Here is a 20,095-nt window from a genome sequence, read left to right as displayed (position 1 = left end):
ATGGCCCTGGAAAATATGATCGTCACTAGCGGTGAGCGTCGGTTCATCGACGATGTGCACCCGCGCTACCGCATGGACATTGCCGTTGCGGCGCGCGATGTCGTCGCGATGGCAGCGCTTGTGAAGGAGTCAGTGCGATGGCGTACGTTTCGTTGATTGCGTTGTTTCTCACGGTGACGAACTTCGTGCCCATCAGCGCGATCGGTTTCGCTCCGATGGTCTTATGTGCGTGGCGATTCTATGGGCGAACCTATCCGGCCTTTGTCACGTCGCTATCGCTCTTTGCGGGCTATGCGCTGCTTTCCACGCTCATCTACGATCCCGCATCGCTCGTCAATTTCGACTTCTATCGGCGCGACGGAAATTTCTTCGTCTCGTACGCGCCGATATTGGCTGGGTGTGTGTACAACCATCGTTGGAACGTCAACAAGTTGCTGACCTGCTTTTTCGTGTTTGCGGTCCTGGCGAACGTTCCGCCGTATGCGTCGTACCTCGTGCATCACGGCTTGCTTTCTCCGCTCGAAAACGCCGGTGAGACGTTTGGCAGCTACTTCATCGCACGCAACGCCGCGGGCGGCTTTCTGGCGATGCTCTTTTGTCTCGGGCTGGCGTGCTACCTGAACAAAAGCAGCTGGTCGCTTCTTGCCGTGCTGGCGCTCAATGCCGCCATGTTGGTGTCGACATACAGCCGAGGGTCCATGCTCGGCGTTCTGGTGGTGCTCCCGTACGTCGTCTTCGGTAGAAAGCGCTGGATGCTGGTTTCGTTGATCGTTGGCGTGATCGCGATATCGCTTGCCGTCGCGGCCTATCACACCAGGCCATCGGTTGACTACTTCGGATTTCCCTTTGACATCGCAAATCCCGATGAAAAGGTCGCCAACCTCGATATCCGCTACGAATGGCTGTGGCCGCGAGCGCTGGCCTATTTCAGTCAGAGTCCCGTGTTCGGCTTGGGCTTCGGCTCGTTCGACGACCATATCGCGCGTGTCATCGACTATTTCGGATTGTTCGGCCAGCCACTCGAGGTAGAGATCGTTCACTCCGATTCGCACGCGCATAACTCCTATTTGAACATTCTCGCGGAGCTGGGCGTGGTCGGCCTCATACTCATGATGCGTTTCATGTGGCAACTCATCGCCTGGGCTTCCGACGGTGCAACGAGGGCCTGGAGAGAGGGGGCAACGGACTACGTGGGATATCTGTTCGTCGAGCTTTCTGCCGTATGCCTGATTGCAATGTCCTGCTCGGAACACCGACTGACATCGCCGTCGAACGTACTGATCATGTCGCTCGCCGTGTCGTTGTTGTTGGCATCGCGCGCACCACGAGTCGCGCAGTCGTGGCGACGTACGGCCACGAGCATCCGCGCATGAGTACGGGCCGGTAGTTGTCGACTCTCGTTTGCAACGGTGTGGAATCTTGGTGAAGCCGCGAGCATCACGCCCGCGGCCAAGCATGATTGCAGGCTGGCCGGGGCGTGCGTGAGACCCGTGGTCCCATGCACGCCCCGGCCGGCGTCACCCCTTATAAGCCATAAGCGTGAACCACGTGGTCGCTTCCGGCGACGAAGAGCTGCCCGTTCACGACCATCGGCGACGCGAAGTTGCCCTCGCCGCTCTGCGCCGGCGTGTAGTGGTCTTGGAAGAGAATCGTTCCGTCCGTCGCGTTGACCGCGAACACGTCGTTGCCCATTCCGTCGGCGTAATACACGACACCGTTGGCCGCGACAGGCGGAATAGCCGGATTGAACGTGGGGCTGTTCACGCCGACCAGATCTTGCCATACGGGTGTGGGGTTGATCGTACAGCTGCTGGTGATGGACAGGGCCATGAGGCCGTGTTTGTACAAGTTGTTGCTGCCCGAGCCCGATGGGGATACAACATAAAGCTGATTGAGCACCGGGTCGAACACAGGCAGGCCGATGTTGCTGCCGTCGGCCGATGGCAGTGCAATCGTCAACTTTTGAATCGGACCTTGCTGCTGGATCGTTGCCCGGTTATAGATGTACAGGTTCCCGGACTTGTTATAGGCAGCAAGCATCGTCGGGCAGTTGGGGCGCTGGAACAGCAATGCCGTTGCACCGAAATCGGCGTCCTCGTTCGGCGTGGGAGTGAGCGGCGAGTTCGCCGCGGCCACGGCCAGCTGCGGCGTGAGCTTCACGAGGTGTTCCGCGAACCCGGCGTTCTCGGGAGTGGCGAATGCGTTGCCTGTGAGCGCATAGACGACTGTCCCGTCGGGGGGAATCGATACGCCTCCCGCACCCCAAATGCCGCCCCCGTTAGGCCCGCTTGAACCGGTCGGATACCAGCGTTGCAAGATGGTGGCGGGGTTGCTCGTCGTCGCGTGAACGACCTGTCCGTGGTACGGCTGCGTATCGCAGGGGTCGCCAGCCGTCGCAACGTATATCGACGAACTGTCCGGACTCAGCGTCAAGCCGCCGTAGACCATCGTCCGTGGAGAGACATTCGCCGCGTCGAGAAGAGGCAGGTTGAAGCCCGGTAGGTCCGCCCCCGTCGAGAGATCGTACGCATGTAGGTAGCCTCTCCCGCTCACGACGAAGACCCGGTTGTTGGGATGATCGATGACGGGTGTTCCCTGCACGCCGATCTTGCCTTGGAACAGGCCGCTGCAGGTCGACGGCAAGATCGCTTGAGGAATGGCTGCGCTTTGCCAAACGACCTGCCCATTCGCGGCATTCAGCGCCCATGTGGTGTTTCCCTCCGTGGCAACGATGACGAGGTCGGTCAGCACGCCCTTGACCGACACGCCGGTAGCCAGTACCGGCTGAGTCAGAATGGCGCCATCGAGCGGAATCGACGTCCAGTGCACCTTCATCGTCGTTTGACTCACGCTGGTCGGGCTCAGCACCGTCTCGACGGAGTTATACCCGGTCCGCTGCCGGTTCATGCCAAACGTCGGCCAGTCCGTCGAGGTAAACGTTGAGGCCGCGGCGGCTCCAGGTGTTTGCGCTGCCGTGGCGGCGGTCACGGGATCGGGAGCATGGTACGGTGTATCCACAGACGGCCCGGAATCGTCGCGGAATCGGTTGGGATCGATCGTGTCCCCCCCGTTCTGTTTGTCGACAGCCGATCCATCGAGCGCGCTGGCAGGCGGGAGTTTCGGTCCGACGCCAAACGGGTGTACGCCATGAGGGAACGGGAACGGTACGTTTGCCTGCGCTTGACCCGCTACCGCGAGACCGGGCGCGGACGCGGCAGCCGGTGCCGCGTTCGAGCTTTGCGCTTGTGCGCCGGAGCCGGCCATGCCGGCGAGGACCGACGCGACAATTAGTCGAGCAGCACTGTTGCTGTTGCGTGCGTTAGTCATGAAGCCACCTCTTGAACGTCAAGATATCGCATTAACATTGGGAAGACGGCAAAATCGGCGACTTTTAGCCGCGATGTGCTGACGGAGACGCACGTTTGCAAACGTGGGTTTAATCCTAGGCGATAAAAAACTAAGTTCAAGAAAAGTCGCTTGCGCGCTAACACTTGGCGAACCGAGAATTGTCCCTATTGAGTAACGCAATGCTCGTACTGCGCTGGCGCTCCCTGTCAGCGTTGTTGTCAGCATTGTGCAAGGCTTTGTTTTTATCAGTCGATTGAATATGATCGCGGGCTTTCTCACTTGGCGAATGATTGCATTCGGGCATCTCGCCAAAAGCGACTTCCGCGCTATTTCGATCGTACCTTTGGTTTTGGTCGGGTTATTACGGAGATAAACGAGCCGTCAGGCGCGGCATCGCAGACGCATAGATAACCGCGGATGTCCGCATATGCTCGAGTCACGACTCCCCGAGCGTCTTTTTCCAATCGGTCGGCCTGACTGTATCGAACTGCCTGCGCCCGACCGCTTGCTCGAAGTATCGAACGTACAGCAAGATGACGCTAAGACGGCGATCGCCGAAGACCAGCACACGAGCGAGCCTTCTGGCGAAGAGCGACGCCGCCCAAATCGGCGCGGGACCGCGATGCCGAAACACCATATGCACATAGTTGCGCAGTCCACATGCATACTTCCACTGCGTCGCCGCTGGCATGCGCCTGCTCGTGAACCACGCGCGCAAAGACCGGCGGCTCTCCGTCAAATCGCGGTTTTCACCGTCCTTGTGGGTCATGTGCGAGGCAGTCACGCAACGCAGCTCGCCGATGCGGCTCAGACGTGCCGTATATTCGACGTCGTCGTTCCAGAGAAAATATTCCTGGGACGGAAAGCCGACCCGTCGAACCGCATCGTCTCGGATGCAGGCACCGACGAACGACATGTAGTCGGTCTTGAAGGAAGCGGCGGCATGGTGCTCAGCCGTCGGCGCGATCAGTCGCATTCGCTCGTCGAAGGTGCCCTGGTGCCAGAGCTGCGTGCGTCGATCGATGCCCCGCACTGAGCCGCACAGTGCGACAACGCCTGCCCGGGCGGCGTCGTCCGACACCATCAGTTTTTCGAGCGCATCGGGCATCGGCTCAGCGTCGTCGTCCATGAGCCAATACCAATCGAAGCCCTTCGCCGCCGCCGCGCGCAGACCCGTCGCAAACCCGCCGGCGCCGCCGATGTTGCTCTCCGTCAAAAAGACGACAACCCTGTCGTGCTTCGCCTCGACGGCAGCCAGATATTCGCGCGAGCCGTCATTGCTGCCGTTGTCGACGACGAAAATGGCATCCAGTGGCCATGTTTGGGCGAGGAGCGCCTCGATGCATTCTTGCAGCAAGGCTCGTCGATTGAACGAAACGACGATCGCAGCAACGCTGGCCGGTTTCATAAGATCAGATCCTCCGCGGCTTTCAGCGCGGCACCAACGACCTGGTCCATATTGTAATAACGGTATTGCGCGAGCCTGCCCACGAATGTGACATCGCGCGTGGCCTCCGCGAGCTCGCTATAGCGCTTGAAAAGCGCCTCGTTCTCGGGCCGGGGAATGGGATAGTACGGCTCGCCCTCCGCCCGCGGATACTCCCTCACGATCGACGTGCCGCTATGGTGCTGGCCGGTCAGATGCTTGAATTCCGTGATCCGCGTGTATTCGTGATCGTTGGGGTAGTTGACCGTCCCGGTCTGCTGGAAGCGTCCTACGTTGCTCAGATGTTCGTGCTGAAACGCCAGGCTGCGGTAAGGGAGTTTGCCGAAGCGGAAATCGAAGTATGCATCGATGGGCCCCGTATAGACCGTATGCTGACGCTCGACAACCGACCTGATGGCGTGGAAATCCTCCGATAGTCGCAACTCGATGTTCGGGCTCGCGAGCATTCTCTCGAACATCGATGAGTAACCTTGGGCGGGCATGAACTGGAATGCATCGGTGAAGTAACGGTCGTCGTCGTTGGCGCGGGTCGGTATCCGCGCCGCCACTCCGGCCGATAGTTCGGACAAGTCGAGTCCCCACTGCTTGCGTGTGTAGCCGCGGAAGAATTTCTCGCACAGGTCTCGGCCGACGCTGCTCAGCACGACGTCTTCGCTCGTCGTCACGCGATCTCGGGGCTCTCTCACCGATTCCAGATACGCCGTCACGGCCTGCTCATCGAGATCGAGGTCGTATAGCTTGTTGATCGTTGTCCGGTTAATGGGGATCGGATAAAGCGTTCCGTCCACGCAAGCGAGCACACGATGCTCGTAGAAACGCCAGTCGGTGAAATTCGAAAGATACTCGAAGATGCGCTTGCTGGACGTATGGAAGATATGGGGCCCGTAAGGATGAATCATCACGCCGTTTTTGTCGTGACAATCGAATGCATTTCCGCCGATATGGCTCCTTTTATCGATGATGAGCACTCGCTTGCCCGCAGCGGCGAGACGCTCCGCGCAGACCGCGCCCGCAAAACCAGCGCCCACGATCAAGACGTCGTATTTCATCTGCTTGCGTCCTATAAATGGAAAGCGCGATCAGCGCGGCGCGCCAGTTTCGGCGCCACTGCTAGCGTAGTTCACCAGCGGCCATGATCAAAATTCGGCAAACGTGAGTCGCATCGTCTTGTTGCGTAACTAACGCAGCCGGCGGATGCGGGCAGGGTATTGGCGCTCCGCCGCGGAATTGCCGATGTAATCGCGGGGCGTATTCTTATGCCTGAGGCGTTTCGTTTTCGTTATAAGTAAGGCGAATTCGAAGCTCACCGGATTTTTCGTTCAGCGACGGCTACAGCCAGACACTAAACCGTGTGCCCGTCTTTAGCACGTTGACCGTCAATCGCCATTGGTGTGCAACCGCGATCTCCCGGCATATCGCGAGGCCGAGGCCTGCCCCGTCGTATTGGGACTCCGGCGCTCGCCAGAATCGATCAAAGAGGAACGGCAGATGTTCGAACCGGATACCGGGCCCTTCGTCCTCGACCCGGATCGACGCCTGCTCGATCGTCACGACGACCACGCCGCTCACCGGCGAAACGTTGATCGCGTTTTCGACGAGATTCTTTAGGAGAACGAAGAGCGCGCTGCGATCCGCCCATACGTGCGGCTGCGTGTCGCTCGCTTCCACATGGAGTGTCACCTGCTTCGAATTGGCCTTGCCGTCCAAATAGTCGACGACTTCCCGCGCGACTTCGACGCTGCTTACCTGATCGAAGCTGTAGTTCTGTGCTTCGCTGACTTCGGCCAAATGCAGCAGTTGCCTGACATGGCGAGCCATCAAGTCGATCTCGCGAAGCAAGAACTCCTTTTGCTTGATTTCCGGCTGCAACTCGATCTGCCCTCTTACCAGCGTCAGTGGCGTCTGCAATTCATGCGCAGCCGCGGCAAGAAACTGTTGTTGAACGATGAAGCCGTTTTCGAGTCTGGTCAGCGCTTCGTTGAAGGCGTCGATGAGCGGCTTGATTTCGCTGGGAATGCCGCTCGTCGAAAGCCTCGTTTTCAAGTTTCGCGGCTCGATTTGCGTCGCCGCGCTCGATGCCTCTCGCAACGGCCTCAGGACGTGGCGGATCGTGAGCGGCAGCGTCAGCCCGAAAATGATCGTCGCAATAAGGAGCACGAACCGCGCCGTACCCGGAATCGGTTCGAGCTTCGAAATGACGAGCACGTCGACGAATTGCTTGCTCGTCGCAAGCTGCACGTAAAAAGGCGCCTCTCCGCTCGACACAAGTTGCGTGGCGACCGCGTATTCTTTGCCCTCGATCGTCGCCTGCACAATCGTGCCCGCCGCTCGAGCCAATCCTTCGTTCAACCATGGAGCGTCGTCTTTATGAGCGGCGGACGACAGCAGTGGGTGCCCCGCCGCATCCAGCACGCGGTACTTCACCTCGTTAGGGAGCAGCCGAAATACCAAAGCGATGCGATCGTTGAGCTGTACCGAAACGGGCCGGCCGGCGTCGTCGAATTTCAATCCGGCCGCGATATGACGGACGATCTCCGTCTGCGTCCGCCGCCCGAAGACCTCGGGGTAATGATCCAGGACGTAAATTGCCAGGGCGGACAGCAAGGCCAAGCTGATCGCGAACGCCGCTACGTTCGTCACCCATAGGCGCGTCGACAGGCTCCGGACCCACTGACTGAGCATGATGGCTTTTTTGCGCCTCTTGGCGGCAGCATGCATGCGGTGACGAGCTGGCTTCACGCTTCCCTCAGCATGAAGCCGGCCCCGCGTATATTCGTGAGCCGCGTCGTTGCACCGATCGACGTCAGCTTTTTGCGAAGGCGGTGCACCGTCACTTCGAGTGCGTTCGGCGTCACCGCTTCGCCCAGGCCCCAGGCTGCGTGCTCGAGTATCGAGTGCCGCACGGTCCGGCCCGCCGCCGCTATGAGGCATAGCATAACTTGGAGTTCGGCGGGCGCGAGCAGGATTGTTCGGCCGTCACAGGTCATCGTGCGTTGCAGCGGGTCCACCGCGATGTCGGCGAACGATGCGATGAGCGTAGCAAGTACAGCGGGCCGGCGCATCAGCGTGCGCACGCGTGCAACGAGCTCGCTCATTTCGAACGGTTTGGTCACATAGTCGTCCGCGCCGCTTTCAAGCCCGTCGATGCGGTCATGCAACGCATCGCGCGCAGTCAGCATCAGGCAGGGTGTCATTCGTCCCGCCGCGCGCAACGTTCGCAAAAACGCGAGACCGTCTCCATCCGGCAGGCCGCGGTCGATGATGAGCGCCGCGTAGTCGGCGTGGCTCAGGCCGTAAGTCGCTTCCCCAACGTTGCAGAACAGATCGGCCTCGATCCCTGCTCCGGCCAAAGCCTGGCGCAACATGCCGGCGAGGCGCTCGTGATCTTCGATGATGGCAACTCGCGGCATGACGGCACGCTCATTTGAATTGATACATATAACCGATCCTGGCCTCCGGAATGAATCGCTTCCCGACCAGCGGGCTATCGGTAATGCCGCTGCCGAAATGCGACACGCCGACGTCCAGGATGACCTTCTGATGTGGAGTCAGTGCATAGTCGACTCGGCTTCCGACCGATACGTTCCAGGTCGACGTCCCGTTGTAGGCAGGGCGGCCCGACCGCGCTTCCGATTGCCTGACGCCGTAATAGTAATCGACGTATTTGCTGCCCAGCCATTCCAGACCTACGTGCGGCTCGATCGAAATGCTCCCGAACGCGAACGACTTTCCATAGTCGATTTTCGCGCGCTCACCCTTGTTTCCTCCGAGCAGAAAGTCGCCCGACAGCGTGCCGAAGGTCGTCTGCCAAGCGAGCGCCGGGCCGTACCAAAATGCACCGTTACGGTTTTGCATGCCGTTCAGGATCGGCGCATCCGAGCCCTTGTATCCGTCGAAAAGCGCGAACTGCCCGCGCAGTGCGACGCTGACGCCGCTCCAACTCCCAATTTTCAAATCGATCGTCGTGCCGAGAATGTGCACCCATTTATCGTCGAAGTAGAGTAACGGAATGGGCGATACCTTGCTGCCATACCCCTTATACGGCGACTGCTCGATGCCGACTCCCGCGCCAAGGCCCCAATGCGTCACGTTCGTGGCGTTGTTCAAGATCGCCAAACCCGTACCGTCGGCTTCGGGTTGGCCGGCGCCTTCACCATCAGCCCATGCCGGGGCCGACAATGACAGCAAACAAACGAAGAGCAACAACGACTGGCGTTCGCGGCCGGGCGATTTTTTCACGATCATTTTCCTGGGAGGTGATGGATAAAACGACGCAGAATGTAAAGCCGATTGACTTACCGCAGACTTACTGGCCAAAAAGCGTCGCGGCCGTGAGAAGGCGATCGGTGACGACAGGCGGGGTGGCGCGCATTCGGCAAGCGGCGCACGCACTATTCAGGAACCAAGTCCATCGACTACAGTGACGTCTTGTATTTCGAAACGGGAGAAACGGAGATGAATCGAGCAGCTCAAAAAGCCCGTGCCGAAATCCGCATCGGAGTCGGCGGTTGGACGTACGAACCGTGGCGCGGGCCGTTTTACCCGGAGGGACTTGCGCAAAAGCGCGAGCTCGAATTCGCGAGCCGCAAGCTGACATCCATAGAAATCAACGGCACCTTCTACGGCACGCAAAAGCCCGAAACGTTTGCGAAGTGGCACGACGAAACGCCCGACGACTTTGTGTTCGCGGTCAAAGCGCCGCGCTTCGCCACTCATCGGCGCGTGCTCGGCGAAGCCGGCGATTCGATCGAGCGCTTCCTCTCGAGCGGCGTAATGGAGCTCAAGAAGAAGCTCGGCCCGATCAATTGGCAGTTTGCGCCCACGAAGCAATTCGATGCGGAGGATTTTGAAGCATTCCTGCGACTGCTGCCCGATCGTGTCGACGGCCAGCCGGTTCGTCATGCGGTCGAAGTGCGGCATCCGAGCTTCCGCAGCGCCGAGTTCGTCGCGCTGGCCCGCGAGCATGGCGTGGCTGTGGTGGTGGCGGGCGACAGCAAGTATCCGCAGATCGCCGACCTGACGGCGCCCTTCGTCTACGCGCGAATCATGGGCACGCGAGAATCCGAGCGCTGCGGGTATTCAGAGAGCGAGCTCGACCTTTGGGCCGACCATATACGGCACTGGGCGTCCGGCAGCACCCCGACGGGGCTCGAAACCGTCGCCGAACCGAACGCAGCGCATCGATCGAAGAAGTCGGCAAGGGATGTCTACCTTTACGTGATCAGCGGCTTCAAAGCACACAATCCGTTGGCGAGCATGGCGCTCATCGAGCGCGTCGGCCGAACGGGTGCGAGCGGCAGTGAGTGAGCAGCACGAATTGACACGGCGCTCGCCTGCTCAACTCAGGTATTGTCCGGCGCGCTTCTTCAATACGGCGGTGAACTCGTCGAGCAAGCCGATCGAGAGGCGCCAGCTCTGCCAATAAAGGTCGATATCGAGGTGCCGGCCCGGCAGCAATTCGACGAGATCGCCGGCCGCGAGCGACGCGGCAATCGTCTGCGCCGGACACATCCCCCAGCCAAGGCCCGTCATGCAGGCGCGCAAAAAGCCGCTGACGTGCGGTACCCAGTGCACGGGCGGATCGACCTGCGCGCGCGTGATGCGGCGCATGAAGCGCGTCTGCAAAGCGTCCTTCGCGTTGAAGACGACACAAGGCGCGCGACGCAACGCTTCGCGATTCACGCCGTCGGCGAAATACCGCTCGAAAAACGCCGGCGCACAGACGGCCAGATAGCGCATCGTGCCGAGCCGCGTCGAGCGGCAACCCTGTACCGGCTCTGCCTGCGTCGTCACGGCGCCTTGCACGCTGCCATCGCGAATGCGCTGCGCCGTGTAATCCTGATCGTCGATCACGATATCGAGCAAGACCTGTCGCTCGACGCAGAACGCCGATGCCGCCTCGACGAACCAGCTGCCGACGCTGTCGTCGTTCACTGCCACACGCAGCGTCGGCCAGACGTCGGCGAGCGCGGCGCCGCCCGGCATCAGCGGCATGCGTCCCGTCAGCTCCGCCTCGAGCAAGCGGACGCGCTCGGTATGGCGACACAGTAGCGCACCCGAAGCGGTGGCCACGCACGGCTGGCCGCGTTTCACGAGCACGCTGCCGATGCGCTCCTCGAGCAGCTTGACACGCTGCGAGATCGCGGAAGGCGTGACATTGAGTTCGCTCGCGGCGCGATCGAACGAGCCATGTCGGACGACGGCGGCAAGCGCATCGAGCAGAGCGTAGTCGAACATTAGCGCTTCTTAATCTCGTTTAAGAAAATTAGCTTCTCTTACTATCATACGAGACGGCAGACTACGCGCATTCGCATCGCTCGTCCATCGCTTACCGCATCGCTCGATCTCATGAACTGGACTGCTTTCTCGCACGGCGCCGCCCTTTCGGCGTCATTGATCGTCACCATCGGCGCGCAGAACGCTTTCGTGCTGCGCCAGGGCATCATGCGCTCGCATATCGGCAAAATCGTGGCGATTTGCGGCCTCTCCGACTTCGTTCTGATCGCTGCCGGCGTCGGCGGCGCATCGGCGCTTGCCGCGCGCTATCCGAGGTTCGTCGAGTTCATCCTTTATGCAGGCCTCGCCTATCTCGCCTGGTTCGGGCTCTCGGCGTTGCGGCGCGCGTTGCGATCGGGGCATGCGGTCATGGACGTCGACGGATCGCAAACGCGCGGCAACGCGGCTGGAGGGGGCCGCCAAACCGCGTGGTCCGTCGTGCTGATGACACTTGCGTTCACGTGGCTCAATCCGCACGTCTATGTCGACGTCGTCCTGCTGATCGGCACGGCGGGCGCGCGTGAGCCCGAGGGAGCGCGAGAATCGTTCGCGCTCGGGGCAATGGTGGTGAGTCCGATCTGGTTTGCCGGCCTCGGATACGGTGCGCAATTGCTCGCGCCATTGTTTCGCAAGGGGACGGCGTGGCGCCTGCTCGACGGCGCGATCGGCAGCATGGTGTTGCTCGTGGCGGCTGCACAATTGCGTTGACGATCGGCGGCCCGCTTCGATCGAGCGATCACCAGGCATCCGCCCCGAAAGCTTTCAACCAGCCTTCACTTGAATTCACTTGAAAACCGCATCCCGCGTGGTATATATGTGGCCGCGCAGCGACATGCATTGCGCAGACAGTCGTCTTTAATTCGGGGGCGCGGTCATGAAAATCGTGGGCTATTGTGCGCTTTGGGCGGTCGCCCTTGCGCTACTCATCGCGATGTGCGCGATCTTGCGCGACAGCATCATCAGGCATGACATCAGTGTGCGGGGCCAGGCGCCCGACAGCGGCATTCGATCGACCATGACCGCCGCCGCGCCGAGCATTTCCACGAAGCAGTAAGCAACTTCTTCTAGAATTGCGCCCCAGGCGCCGTCGCTCAAACCGCACCGACGATCGTATCGCCATCAACACGAACGCGTTGGCCAACGGCGAGATTGGGCTGCTGGTGATAGGTCATCGTGCGGACGGAGCCGTCTCCCATTCGCACGCTGACTTCGTAGTCCGTCTCGCTGCGCAAGTGTTGCTCGACCACGTTACCGGCAACGCCGCCGCCCAATGCACCGATGATCGTCGCGGCGGTACGTCCGTTGCCGCGCCCGACCTGGTTGCCGAGCAGCCCGCCGGCTACGGCGCCTCCGACCGCGCCTAAACCCGTACCATGACCCTGCTGCGTGACGGGCGTGATCGCCTCCACCGTTCCGACGTTGCGGTCGACCGCGGCCTGCTGCTGCCCCTCACCCGTATACCGCGGTTCGACGCGCGCAGGGCGAGTCGCGACGCGCGGACGAGTCGGCGCATGCGGCTCGACCTGCACGGCGCCTTGTTGGACCGGCAGAGCCGCGGGTGCCGAAGCGGCCTGGGCAATAACCGCTTGAGCCGAAGGATTGTCGTTGCCGTGCGCTTTCGGCAGGATGCCGGTCATTGCAGCCACTGCAACGGCACTGGCGACGATGACGGCGCCGGCCGCCGTCGCCACGAGAGGATGAATACGGTTGGATTGCTGCGTTGTCGTTTCCATTGCGATCTCCAAGCGGTGGTACATCTTTATCGTTGGATCGCAGTGTGCTTCAGCAAAGGATCGGAATCTTTATCGAGTTGTAACGCCGTGTGTTTTCCGCGTGGTGACGTCGACGATGTAATTCGCTCGATCTCTGTCGAAGGTCGGTCGTCAGTGCGGCCGGCGCGTGATCGTCAACCGCGGCCAGCTCACTATATCCGGCGTTTGGCATCGCATCTTTTACCAGCAGTTACAAACGACGGCTTTGACGTTCCCGACAGTTTTTATCGCAACGCTCGCGCGTCGTGTCATTCGATTACGGTGGCGGAAGGCGATCTGCCACGAGACGGCTCAAATAGCGATAGTCGCGCAGCAAGGCTCGGTGCCCCTTGCCCCATGCCGACAGAAAGCGGAAAAGATGCGGCCCCGACGACACCGCTTTTTTAGCCCCCCAGACGAAGCCGAGGAGCTCATACGAGAGCGCGCGAAGCGGCCTCGGATTCGCGATCATCGCATCGAACAGGTTGACGTAGATGTGCGAGCTTTGATGCTCGACGCCGTAGCTCACGTGCTCATGATCGTGTACCGCGCGTGCACCGGGCTCGAACAACAGCTTGACGCCGCTGCTGCGCCATAGCGCTCCCATGAAACGGTCATCGGATGTGCGGATACCCTCGTTCCAGGGTTTCGCGAGTGCAAGCTTGCGTGCGTAGATGAAAAACGCGCCGATCAGGAAATCGGGAGACTCGCCGGGACGCGCGGCCCGTCCATATCCGATCGAACGCATGACGACCGGGCTGCTCCATGAGTCGCCCCACTGGACGCTTCCAGCAACGACGCGATGGCCCGAGGCAGCCTCGTAAGCCTCAAAAAGCCGTTGAATCGCATCGGGCTCGACACGGATATCGTCGTCGACATTGACAATGAGATCGGTATCGGCGGAGCGCGCGCAGAAATTCCGCGCAGCGGCGACGTTCTTGCCATCGTGAAAGCGAAGTTTGACGAAGTCGTGCTGGCTGCAGACTTCGACAACTTTCGCTTGCAAATCTCGATCGGGAGTTGAATCGCAGACGACGACGTCAAATGGCATCCGCGATCGTGCGACCGATAGCGCTGCCAGACAGCGCTGCAACTTCTCAGGGCGATTGCGTGTGGGAATCACCACGCTGACGGTCGTCATACCTTCCTCCACGGTCGTTGAATCGATTGCCCCAACACCCGCGTCACATTAACCGTTCAAAAAGCCACAAAAAATCCCGATCGGCGAACTTGCCCATCGCTAACCGAGCATGCGGCCAGCACGGGCAATGGCCACGGGTCCGATTTCGTGGGCGTGTTGTCCGCCTGTCTAACAATGAAGGCCAGCATCAGCGTCTATCGGTAATAGGAAAGGGGGTGTAGCTTTTAAGCTACACTGTCGTATGTTATCTGACAGAGAAGGAAGGCATCGATGAGCAAGCGTAAGGGCGCGGTGTCTCACCATGATAGAGAAGTCGCCGAGCTTCGAGCGGATCGTGAATTGGCCGTCGAATATTTGAAGGCGGCGATGGAAGGACTTGACGACCCCGACGAACGCGGCGGCGCGCTGCTAGCGCTGCGTGCGATTGCCGAAGCCTATGGCGGCCTCGGGGCCGTTGCGGCACACGCGGGGATAAGTCGGGAAACGCTTTACCGAACGCTTTCGCCCAAAGGTAACCCGACCTTGAAGACCCTGATTGCCGTATTGAAGACGGTCGGAATGAGGCTTTCCGTGGAGCCGGACCACGCCACAACATAGCCTGTGCGTCCGAGATGACCGCGGGTTCACCCCCCCGCCACCCCCTGCGTATTGACATAAAGCGCATAGACCGACTGACACGAAGCCATGAACAATCGGTTGCGCTTGAGGCCGCCGAAGCAGAGATTCGCGCAGCGCTCGGGCAGCGCGATACGCCCGATCAGCTTGCCGCGCGGCGATACGATCATCACGCCGTCGAGCTCGTCGCTGCCCATCCCCCATCCGCACCAGAGATTGCCGTGGATGTCACAGCGCAATCCGTCGATCGTACCGGCGCCCGCATCGAGAAATACTTGGCCGTTCGAGATCGTCTTGCCATCGGGCGCCACGTCGTAAACCAGTATCTTGCGATTGGGCTTGCCACGCGATTCGATGATGTATAGCTGACTCTCGTCCGGCGAAAAGCACAGCCCGTTGGGCCCCAAAACGTCGCCCGCTACGACACTGGCCTCCCCCGTCGCCGCATCGACGCGGTAGACGTTTTGCGGCAATTGCGGCTCCGCCTTGTGCCCTTCGTAGTGCCCAAGAATACCGAACGGTGGATCGGTGAACCAGATCGACCCGTCCGACTTCACCACGACGTCGTTCGGCGAATTCAACGGCTTGCCGTCGATGCTGTCGAGAACAACGGTGATCGACCCGTCATACTCCGTCCGCGTCACGCGCCGGCCACCATGCTCGCATGTTACGAGGCGCCCCTGGCGATCGCGCGTATTGCCGTTCGCAAAATTGGAAGGACTCCTGAATAAGCTCACCGCACCGGTTTCTTCTTCCCACTTCATGATGCGGTTGTTCGGAATGTCGCTCCAGAGCAGGTAACGACCGTCGCCGAACCATACGGGGCCTTCGCACCACCGGAAACCCGTTGCGATGCGCTCGACCGCCGCGGCGGGCAGCCTGAACTGCTCGAATTCAGGATCGAGCACCTGAACCCGCGGATCGGGATAACGCTCGCTCTGTTGCCACATCGGATCACGCCCTCGCTCATAGAAAAACCAACCACCGGCAACACAGGTTATCGCCCGTCCCGCTTGCGGCTCACTATAAAAGTGGATACGATCGACGTCAATATTATCGATAATCTTATTGACAATGCCATGAGCAAATCGGTGAAAGAAGCTGGGCTCAAGAAAGGGTTGACGAGCTATGGCGACGAGGGCTTCTCGCTCTTCTTGCGCAAAGCGTTCATCAAGGGCGCCGGCTACACGGACGATGCGCTCTCGCGCCCGATCGTCGCGATCGCCAACACGGGTAGCGCATACAACCCGTGCCACGGGAATGCGCCGCAGCTCATTGAAGCCATCAAGCGCGGCGTGATGCTGGCGGGTGGCTTGCCCGTCGAATTCCCGACGATTTCGATTGCGGAGAGCTTCTCGCATCCGACGAGCATGTATCTGCGCAATTTGATGTCGATCGATACCGAGGAAATGATTCGCGCGCAGCCGATGGATGCGGTCGTGCTGATCGGCGGTTGCGACAAGACGGTGCCCGCGCAGCTGATGGGCGCGGCGGCGGCGGGCGTGCCGGCCATTCAGCTCGTCACCGGAGCGATGCTGACGGGTTCGCATCGCGGCGAACGGGTTGGCGCGTGTACCGATTGCCGCCGCTTCTGGGCGCGTTTTCGCGGCGAGGAAATCGACGCGCGCGAAATCGACGACGTCAACGACCAACTCGTACCGACAGTCGGAACCTGTTCAGTGATGGGCACGGCCAGCACGATGGCCTGCATCGCGGAGGCGCTGGGCATCATGTTGCCGGGCGGCGGAAGCGCACCCGCCGTCACAGCAGACCGCATCCGCATCGCCGAGCGCACCGGCGCGACAGCCGTCGCTATGATCGAAAAGAAGCTGACGCCCGAGCGGATTCTCACGCCCGATGCGTTCGAGAATGCGTTGCGCGTGCTCCTGGCCGTCGGCGGTTCGACGAATGGCATCATCCACCTGACGGCGATCGCGGGGCGTCTCGGCATCGAGATCGACCTCGACGAAGTGGACAGGATGGCGCGGGAGACGCCCGTGCTCGTCGATCTGAAGCCGTCCGGCGAGCACTACATGGAGGACCTGCATAAAGCGGGCGGTCTGACGACCGTGCTGCGCGAGCTGAAACCGCTCCTCAAGCTCGATGCATTGACCGTAACGGGGCGTACGCTCGCCGAAGAGCTCGAGGCCGCGCCGGCAAGCTTTGCGCAACGCGTCGTGCGCCCCTTCGATCGGCCGATCTATCCGCAAGGCGGCATCGCGGTGCTGCGCGGCAATCTCGCGCCGGGCGGCGCGATCATCAAGCAATCGGCCGCGAACCCGGGACTGATGGAGCACGAGGGACGCGCCGTCGTCTTCGAGAACGCGGAAGATCTGGCGCGCCGCATCGACGATCCGGCGCTCGATGTGGAAGCCGACGATGTGTTGGTCCTCAAGAACATCGGCCCCGTCGGAGCGCCTGGCATGCCCGAAGCCGGGTACATCCCAATCCCGAAGAAGCTCGCGAAGCTCGGTGTGAAGGACATGGTGCGAATCTCGGACGGCCGCATGAGCGGGACTGCCGCCGGGACGATCGTGCTGCACGTCACCCCGGAATCGGCGATCGGCGGCCCGCTCGCGCTCGTGCGATCGGGCGACAGGATCCGGCTCAGCGTTTCGCGCCGCTCGATCGAGATGCTCGTCGACGATGCCGAGTTGCGGCGCCGCGCCGAAGCGGCATCGCCGTATGTCGTCGCACCTGACGAGCGCGGCTATCGCAAGCTGTTTCTGACGTCGATTTTGCAAGCCGACAAAGGTTGCGACTTCGACTTCCTGCGGGCGCCCGAAACGACCGCAAAAGTCCCGAGGCCACGCGGCTGAGATCAGCGAACCGCCCGAGAACCATGGACAGCCCTCCCCTCTCTGCACGATCGAATCGTTCGACGAGCGCGGCCTCGGACCCGGCCGCAATGCGCGATCGCGATGTCGAATCGAACATCGAACGTGTCTCCGACCTTCTCGAAGAAGAGATCGTGCTCGGCATGCTGCACCCACGCGAACGGCTCGTCGAAGACGACCTGTGCGACCGCTTCACGCTGAAGCGGCACGTCGTGCGCCAGGTGCTCGTCGAACTCGAGCGACGCGGCCTGGTCGAGCGGCGCAGGAATGTCGGTGCTCTCGTCAAGTCGTACTCGCCGCGCGAAGTGCACGAGCTGTACGCCGTGCGCGAGATCCTCGAGACGAACGCGGCCGCACGCATTGCGCTGCCCGTTGCGCACGAGCGACTCCAGGAGCTGACTGATATCCAGCGTGCACACGACGCGGCAGCGATGGCTGGCGACTCACGCGCTCTGTTCCGCGCAAACATGGCATTTCATCGCGCATTGTTTGCGCTATGTGACAACGCAGCGCTGACGGAGGCGATCGGCGAATACGCACGCCGCACGCATGCAATTCGTTCGGCGTCTTTACTATTTGCTCACTACGTTGAGAAGGCGGTCTCCGAACACCATCAAATGCTCGAAGCGCTGGTGTCGCTGGATCGGCAAGCGCTTGTCGAGTTATGCCGAAACCATCTCGCGCCGTCCCGCGACGCCTACATCGAGGCCCACGTGCGCCGCTTCGGCGCATCCGAAACCATTACCCCCACGTAACGTCCGGCATGCGTTGCGGATCGGTTCATACTATTGCGATCCCGTGACTAAACACCGCAGTCGCATAAGCAACGATCATGAGCAAGTCTCTGCCTCTGGCCGCGCTGCATACCTTCGTCGAAGTCGGAAAGCTCGGCAGCATGAAGCGCGCGGCCGAGGCGCTTTACGTTTCCCCTGGCGCGATCAGCCAGCAGATCAAGAATCTCGAAGATCGGCTGGCGGTTCGGCTCTTTACGCGCACGAACCGCGAAGTCGAGCTGACGGACGCCGGCCGCGCGCTCTTCGATCGACTCTCGCCCGTATTTGAGGAAGTCGAGGAGATCTGGTCGAACGCACCGGGGACGAGCCGTCGCCTTACGCGCTTGACGGTCAGCACCACGGCGTCTTTCGCGAGCGCCTGGCTCGTTCCGCGACTGGGGCAATTCAAGGCGCTGCACGCCGATATCGAGGTGGCGATCGATACTAGCCAACGCGTGCTCGACCTTCGTCGCGAGTACGTCGATGTCGCCATCCGGCATGGCCTGGGTGACTACCCCGGGCATGACGCCGTCAAAATATGGGCGCCCGAAATGATCCCGGTGTGCAGCCCTGCCCTTCTTTCATCGGATAAACCAATCACGCGGCCCGAACATTGCCTCGCTTACCCGCTGTTGCAGGACCTCGATCGCGCGGATTGGGCGCTTTGGCTCAGAGCGCACGGCATCGACGATAAGCGAGCGCAGCGCGGCACGAGTTTCAGCGACGAGTCGCTGCTCGTCAAAGCCGCGATTGCAGGGCAAGGGATCGCGCTCGTGCGCGACATTTACGCCCGAGACGAAATCGCGGCGGGCCAGCTCGTTCGCGCGCTGAATCTCCCGTGGCCCACTCAATTCGCCTACTACGTCGTTTGCAGCGCGCAACGAAAGGACGAGTGGAGAATCGCGGCGTTTCGCGACTGGGTCCGCAATGAAATGGAGAACCACTCGCTCGAGATACCGATCAATTCTGCTTCCCCAGGCCGAGCACTCGCGGCAAACCGCTGAGCTTGCCCGAGGCGAGCGCTGTCCCCAGCAGAATGACGAGGCAGCCAAGCGCCTCTTGCGGCGTGATCGATTCATGGAGGAAGACCGCACCCCACACTACGCCGAAGACCGGAATCAAAAACGTCACCGACGCAGCGTACTGCGCGCCAGCGTTTCGAATGAGGGCGAAATAGAGAAGATACGCGATCGCGGTACAGAGCACACCCAGCAGGACCACCGCTATCCAATTGATGGTATGGATCGGCGTATGCGGCCAGAGCACGAGCGCGGCGGGTGCAAGCACGACCGCCGCCAACGCCTGGCTTCCGAATGCCGAAACGAACGGGCGAACGCCGCCGAGCTTTCGCCTTGAGTAATTGGCGGCGAAACCGTACGAGAGCGCGCCGAGCACGGCCGACGCCACTGCGATCAGCGCGTCCTCGCCGCCTGCTCCGACGGCGTCCCAAGCGAGAACCACAACGCCGGCAAAACCGGTTAGCAATCCCACAACCTGCATGCGCTTGAGCGGCGCGCCGAACCAGAGGAAACCGATGACAGCGGTCCACAGAGGCGTCGTGGCGTTGAGAATGGAATCAACTCCGGCGGACACGTAGAGCGCGGCGTAGGTCAAAAGACAAAACGGCAGGGCCGAGTTCGTTATTCCGACGACGAAGAGCGGGCCGACATTGTTCTTGAACTCGGCACGCGCGGCGGCAGTGCGCATGACAGGCAGCAGTAGGATCGCCGCGATGCCGACACGTAGCGCGATCAACGGCACCACGCCGAAATCGGGCGCGCCCATTCGCAGGAACAGAAAAGAGGCTCCCCATATGGCAGCCAGGACGATTAGTTGGACGGCGTTCATAATGGATTTGCTCGGTGATTTGAATTCAGCGGACGACGCACGAGCGTCTCGGTCCGCTG

Annotated in this window: 20 protein-coding genes; 8 read left to right on the top strand and 12 right to left on the bottom strand. The window is 61.1% G+C overall.

Features of this window, described 5'->3' with window-relative positions; all coding sequences use genetic code 11:
- Entirely contained in the window at positions 1-156 is a 156-nt protein-coding gene (locus tag AB4Y31_RS21170; RefSeq protein ID WP_368675639.1) for a hypothetical protein, read from the top strand.
- A complete protein-coding gene (locus AB4Y31_RS21165) occupies positions 138-1,373 on the top strand; it encodes an O-antigen ligase family protein (protein ID WP_368675638.1) in 1,236 nt (411 codons plus the stop codon). The genes AB4Y31_RS21170 and AB4Y31_RS21165 overlap by 19 nt, the downstream gene beginning before the upstream one ends.
- A 151-nt stretch (positions 1,374-1,524) precedes the next feature.
- On the opposite strand, the gene AB4Y31_RS21160 is transcribed toward AB4Y31_RS21165, so the two are convergent.
- From AB4Y31_RS21160 to AB4Y31_RS21135, 6 genes are all read right to left on the bottom strand, one after another.
- Positions 1,525-3,327: a PQQ-binding-like beta-propeller repeat protein gene (locus AB4Y31_RS21160; protein WP_368675637.1), complete on the bottom strand. Its 1,803-nt coding sequence runs from the start codon at positions 3,325-3,327 to the stop codon at positions 1,525-1,527.
- A 457-nt stretch (positions 3,328-3,784) separates the two neighbouring features.
- Positions 3,785-4,756, bottom strand: coding sequence for a glycosyltransferase family 2 protein (locus AB4Y31_RS21155; RefSeq protein WP_018444346.1), 972 nt, complete (start codon positions 4,754-4,756; stop codon positions 3,785-3,787).
- A complete protein-coding gene (gene glf, locus AB4Y31_RS21150) occupies positions 4,753-5,844 on the bottom strand; it encodes a UDP-galactopyranose mutase (protein WP_368675636.1) in 1,092 nt (363 codons plus the stop codon). Before glf ends, AB4Y31_RS21155 begins: the two co-directional genes overlap by 4 nt.
- A 280-nt stretch (positions 5,845-6,124) precedes the next feature.
- Entirely contained in the window at positions 6,125-7,477 is a 1,353-nt protein-coding gene (locus AB4Y31_RS21145; RefSeq protein WP_368675635.1) for an ATP-binding protein, read from the bottom strand.
- 53 nt (positions 7,478-7,530) lie between these two features.
- On the bottom strand, positions 7,531-8,205 hold the full coding sequence (locus AB4Y31_RS21140; RefSeq protein ID WP_368675634.1) for a response regulator transcription factor: 675 nt from the start codon (positions 8,203-8,205) through the stop codon (positions 7,531-7,533).
- A 10-nt stretch (positions 8,206-8,215) separates the two neighbouring features.
- Complete coding sequence (locus AB4Y31_RS21135) at positions 8,216-9,040, bottom strand: MipA/OmpV family protein (RefSeq protein WP_368675633.1); 825 nt, start codon at positions 9,038-9,040, stop codon at positions 8,216-8,218.
- A 210-nt stretch (positions 9,041-9,250) separates the two neighbouring features.
- On the opposite strand from AB4Y31_RS21135, the gene AB4Y31_RS21130 reads away from it, so the two are divergent.
- Positions 9,251-10,102, top strand: coding sequence for a DUF72 domain-containing protein (locus AB4Y31_RS21130; RefSeq protein ID WP_368675632.1), 852 nt, complete (start codon positions 9,251-9,253; stop codon positions 10,100-10,102).
- Between the two features lie 30 nt (positions 10,103-10,132).
- Here the strand turns inward: AB4Y31_RS21130 and AB4Y31_RS21125 are convergent, their stop codons facing one another.
- Positions 10,133-11,032 carry a LysR family transcriptional regulator ArgP gene (locus tag AB4Y31_RS21125; protein WP_368675631.1) on the bottom strand — a complete coding sequence of 300 codons (900 nt, stop codon included), beginning with the start codon at positions 11,030-11,032 and terminating at the stop codon, positions 10,133-10,135.
- A gap of 111 nt (positions 11,033-11,143) precedes the next feature.
- Here AB4Y31_RS21125 and AB4Y31_RS21120 point away from each other — a divergent pair, with 111 nt between their 5' ends.
- Positions 11,144-11,779, top strand: a complete 636-nt coding sequence (locus tag AB4Y31_RS21120; protein ID WP_368675630.1) for a LysE/ArgO family amino acid transporter — start codon at positions 11,144-11,146, stop codon at positions 11,777-11,779.
- A 180-nt stretch (positions 11,780-11,959) separates the two neighbouring features.
- Here the strand turns inward: AB4Y31_RS21120 and AB4Y31_RS21115 are convergent, their stop codons facing one another.
- The 3 genes from AB4Y31_RS21115 to AB4Y31_RS21105 all read right to left on the bottom strand — a co-directional run bounded on the left by AB4Y31_RS21115 (position 11,960) and on the right by AB4Y31_RS21105 (position 13,963).
- On the bottom strand, positions 11,960-12,166 hold the full coding sequence (locus AB4Y31_RS21115; RefSeq protein WP_368675963.1) for a hypothetical protein: 207 nt from the start codon (positions 12,164-12,166) through the stop codon (positions 11,960-11,962).
- Positions 12,163-12,804, bottom strand: a complete 642-nt coding sequence (locus AB4Y31_RS21110; RefSeq protein WP_368675629.1) for a glycine zipper 2TM domain-containing protein — start codon at positions 12,802-12,804, stop codon at positions 12,163-12,165. Before AB4Y31_RS21110 ends, AB4Y31_RS21115 begins: the two co-directional genes overlap by 4 nt.
- A 295-nt stretch (positions 12,805-13,099) precedes the next feature.
- Positions 13,100-13,963, bottom strand: coding sequence for a glycosyltransferase family 2 protein (locus tag AB4Y31_RS21105; protein ID WP_368675628.1), 864 nt, complete (start codon positions 13,961-13,963; stop codon positions 13,100-13,102).
- A 270-nt stretch (positions 13,964-14,233) separates the two neighbouring features.
- Here AB4Y31_RS21105 and AB4Y31_RS21100 point away from each other — a divergent pair, with 270 nt between their 5' ends.
- Positions 14,234-14,560 carry a DNA-binding protein gene (locus AB4Y31_RS21100; RefSeq protein ID WP_107149001.1) on the top strand — a complete coding sequence of 109 codons (327 nt, stop codon included), beginning with the start codon at positions 14,234-14,236 and terminating at the stop codon, positions 14,558-14,560.
- Positions 14,561-14,586: 26 nt separating this feature from the next.
- Here the strand turns inward: AB4Y31_RS21100 and AB4Y31_RS21095 are convergent, their stop codons facing one another.
- Positions 14,587-15,528 carry an SMP-30/gluconolactonase/LRE family protein gene (locus tag AB4Y31_RS21095; protein ID WP_368675627.1) on the bottom strand — a complete coding sequence of 314 codons (942 nt, stop codon included), beginning with the start codon at positions 15,526-15,528 and terminating at the stop codon, positions 14,587-14,589.
- Positions 15,529-15,657: 129 nt separating this feature from the next.
- Between AB4Y31_RS21095 and AB4Y31_RS21090 the strand changes: the two genes are divergently transcribed.
- From AB4Y31_RS21090 to gcvA, 3 genes are all read left to right on the top strand, one after another.
- The gene (locus tag AB4Y31_RS21090; protein ID WP_368675626.1) at positions 15,658-17,397 is read left to right on the top strand and encodes an IlvD/Edd family dehydratase; all 1,740 of its coding nucleotides are present in this window, start codon (positions 15,658-15,660) and stop codon (positions 17,395-17,397) included.
- 89 nt (positions 17,398-17,486) lie between these two features.
- The gene (locus AB4Y31_RS21085) at positions 17,487-18,170 is read left to right on the top strand and encodes a GntR family transcriptional regulator (RefSeq protein ID WP_368675625.1); all 684 of its coding nucleotides are present in this window, start codon (positions 17,487-17,489) and stop codon (positions 18,168-18,170) included.
- 77 nt (positions 18,171-18,247) lie between these two features.
- Positions 18,248-19,192 carry a transcriptional regulator GcvA gene (gene gcvA, locus AB4Y31_RS21080; protein ID WP_368675624.1) on the top strand — a complete coding sequence of 315 codons (945 nt, stop codon included), beginning with the start codon at positions 18,248-18,250 and terminating at the stop codon, positions 19,190-19,192.
- On the opposite strand, the gene AB4Y31_RS21075 is transcribed toward gcvA, so the two are convergent.
- Entirely contained in the window at positions 19,149-20,036 is an 888-nt protein-coding gene (locus AB4Y31_RS21075; RefSeq protein WP_368675623.1) for a DMT family transporter, read from the bottom strand. The genes gcvA and AB4Y31_RS21075 overlap by 44 nt on opposite strands.
- Between the last annotated feature and the right edge of the window lie 59 nt (positions 20,037-20,095).

The organism is Trinickia sp. EG282A (genome assembly GCF_040965455.1).
GTDB lineage: Bacteria > Pseudomonadota > Gammaproteobacteria > Burkholderiales > Burkholderiaceae > Trinickia > Trinickia symbiotica.
Note: the sequence above shows the minus strand (reverse complement) of the source record. Positions and strands in the feature narration are given on the sequence as shown.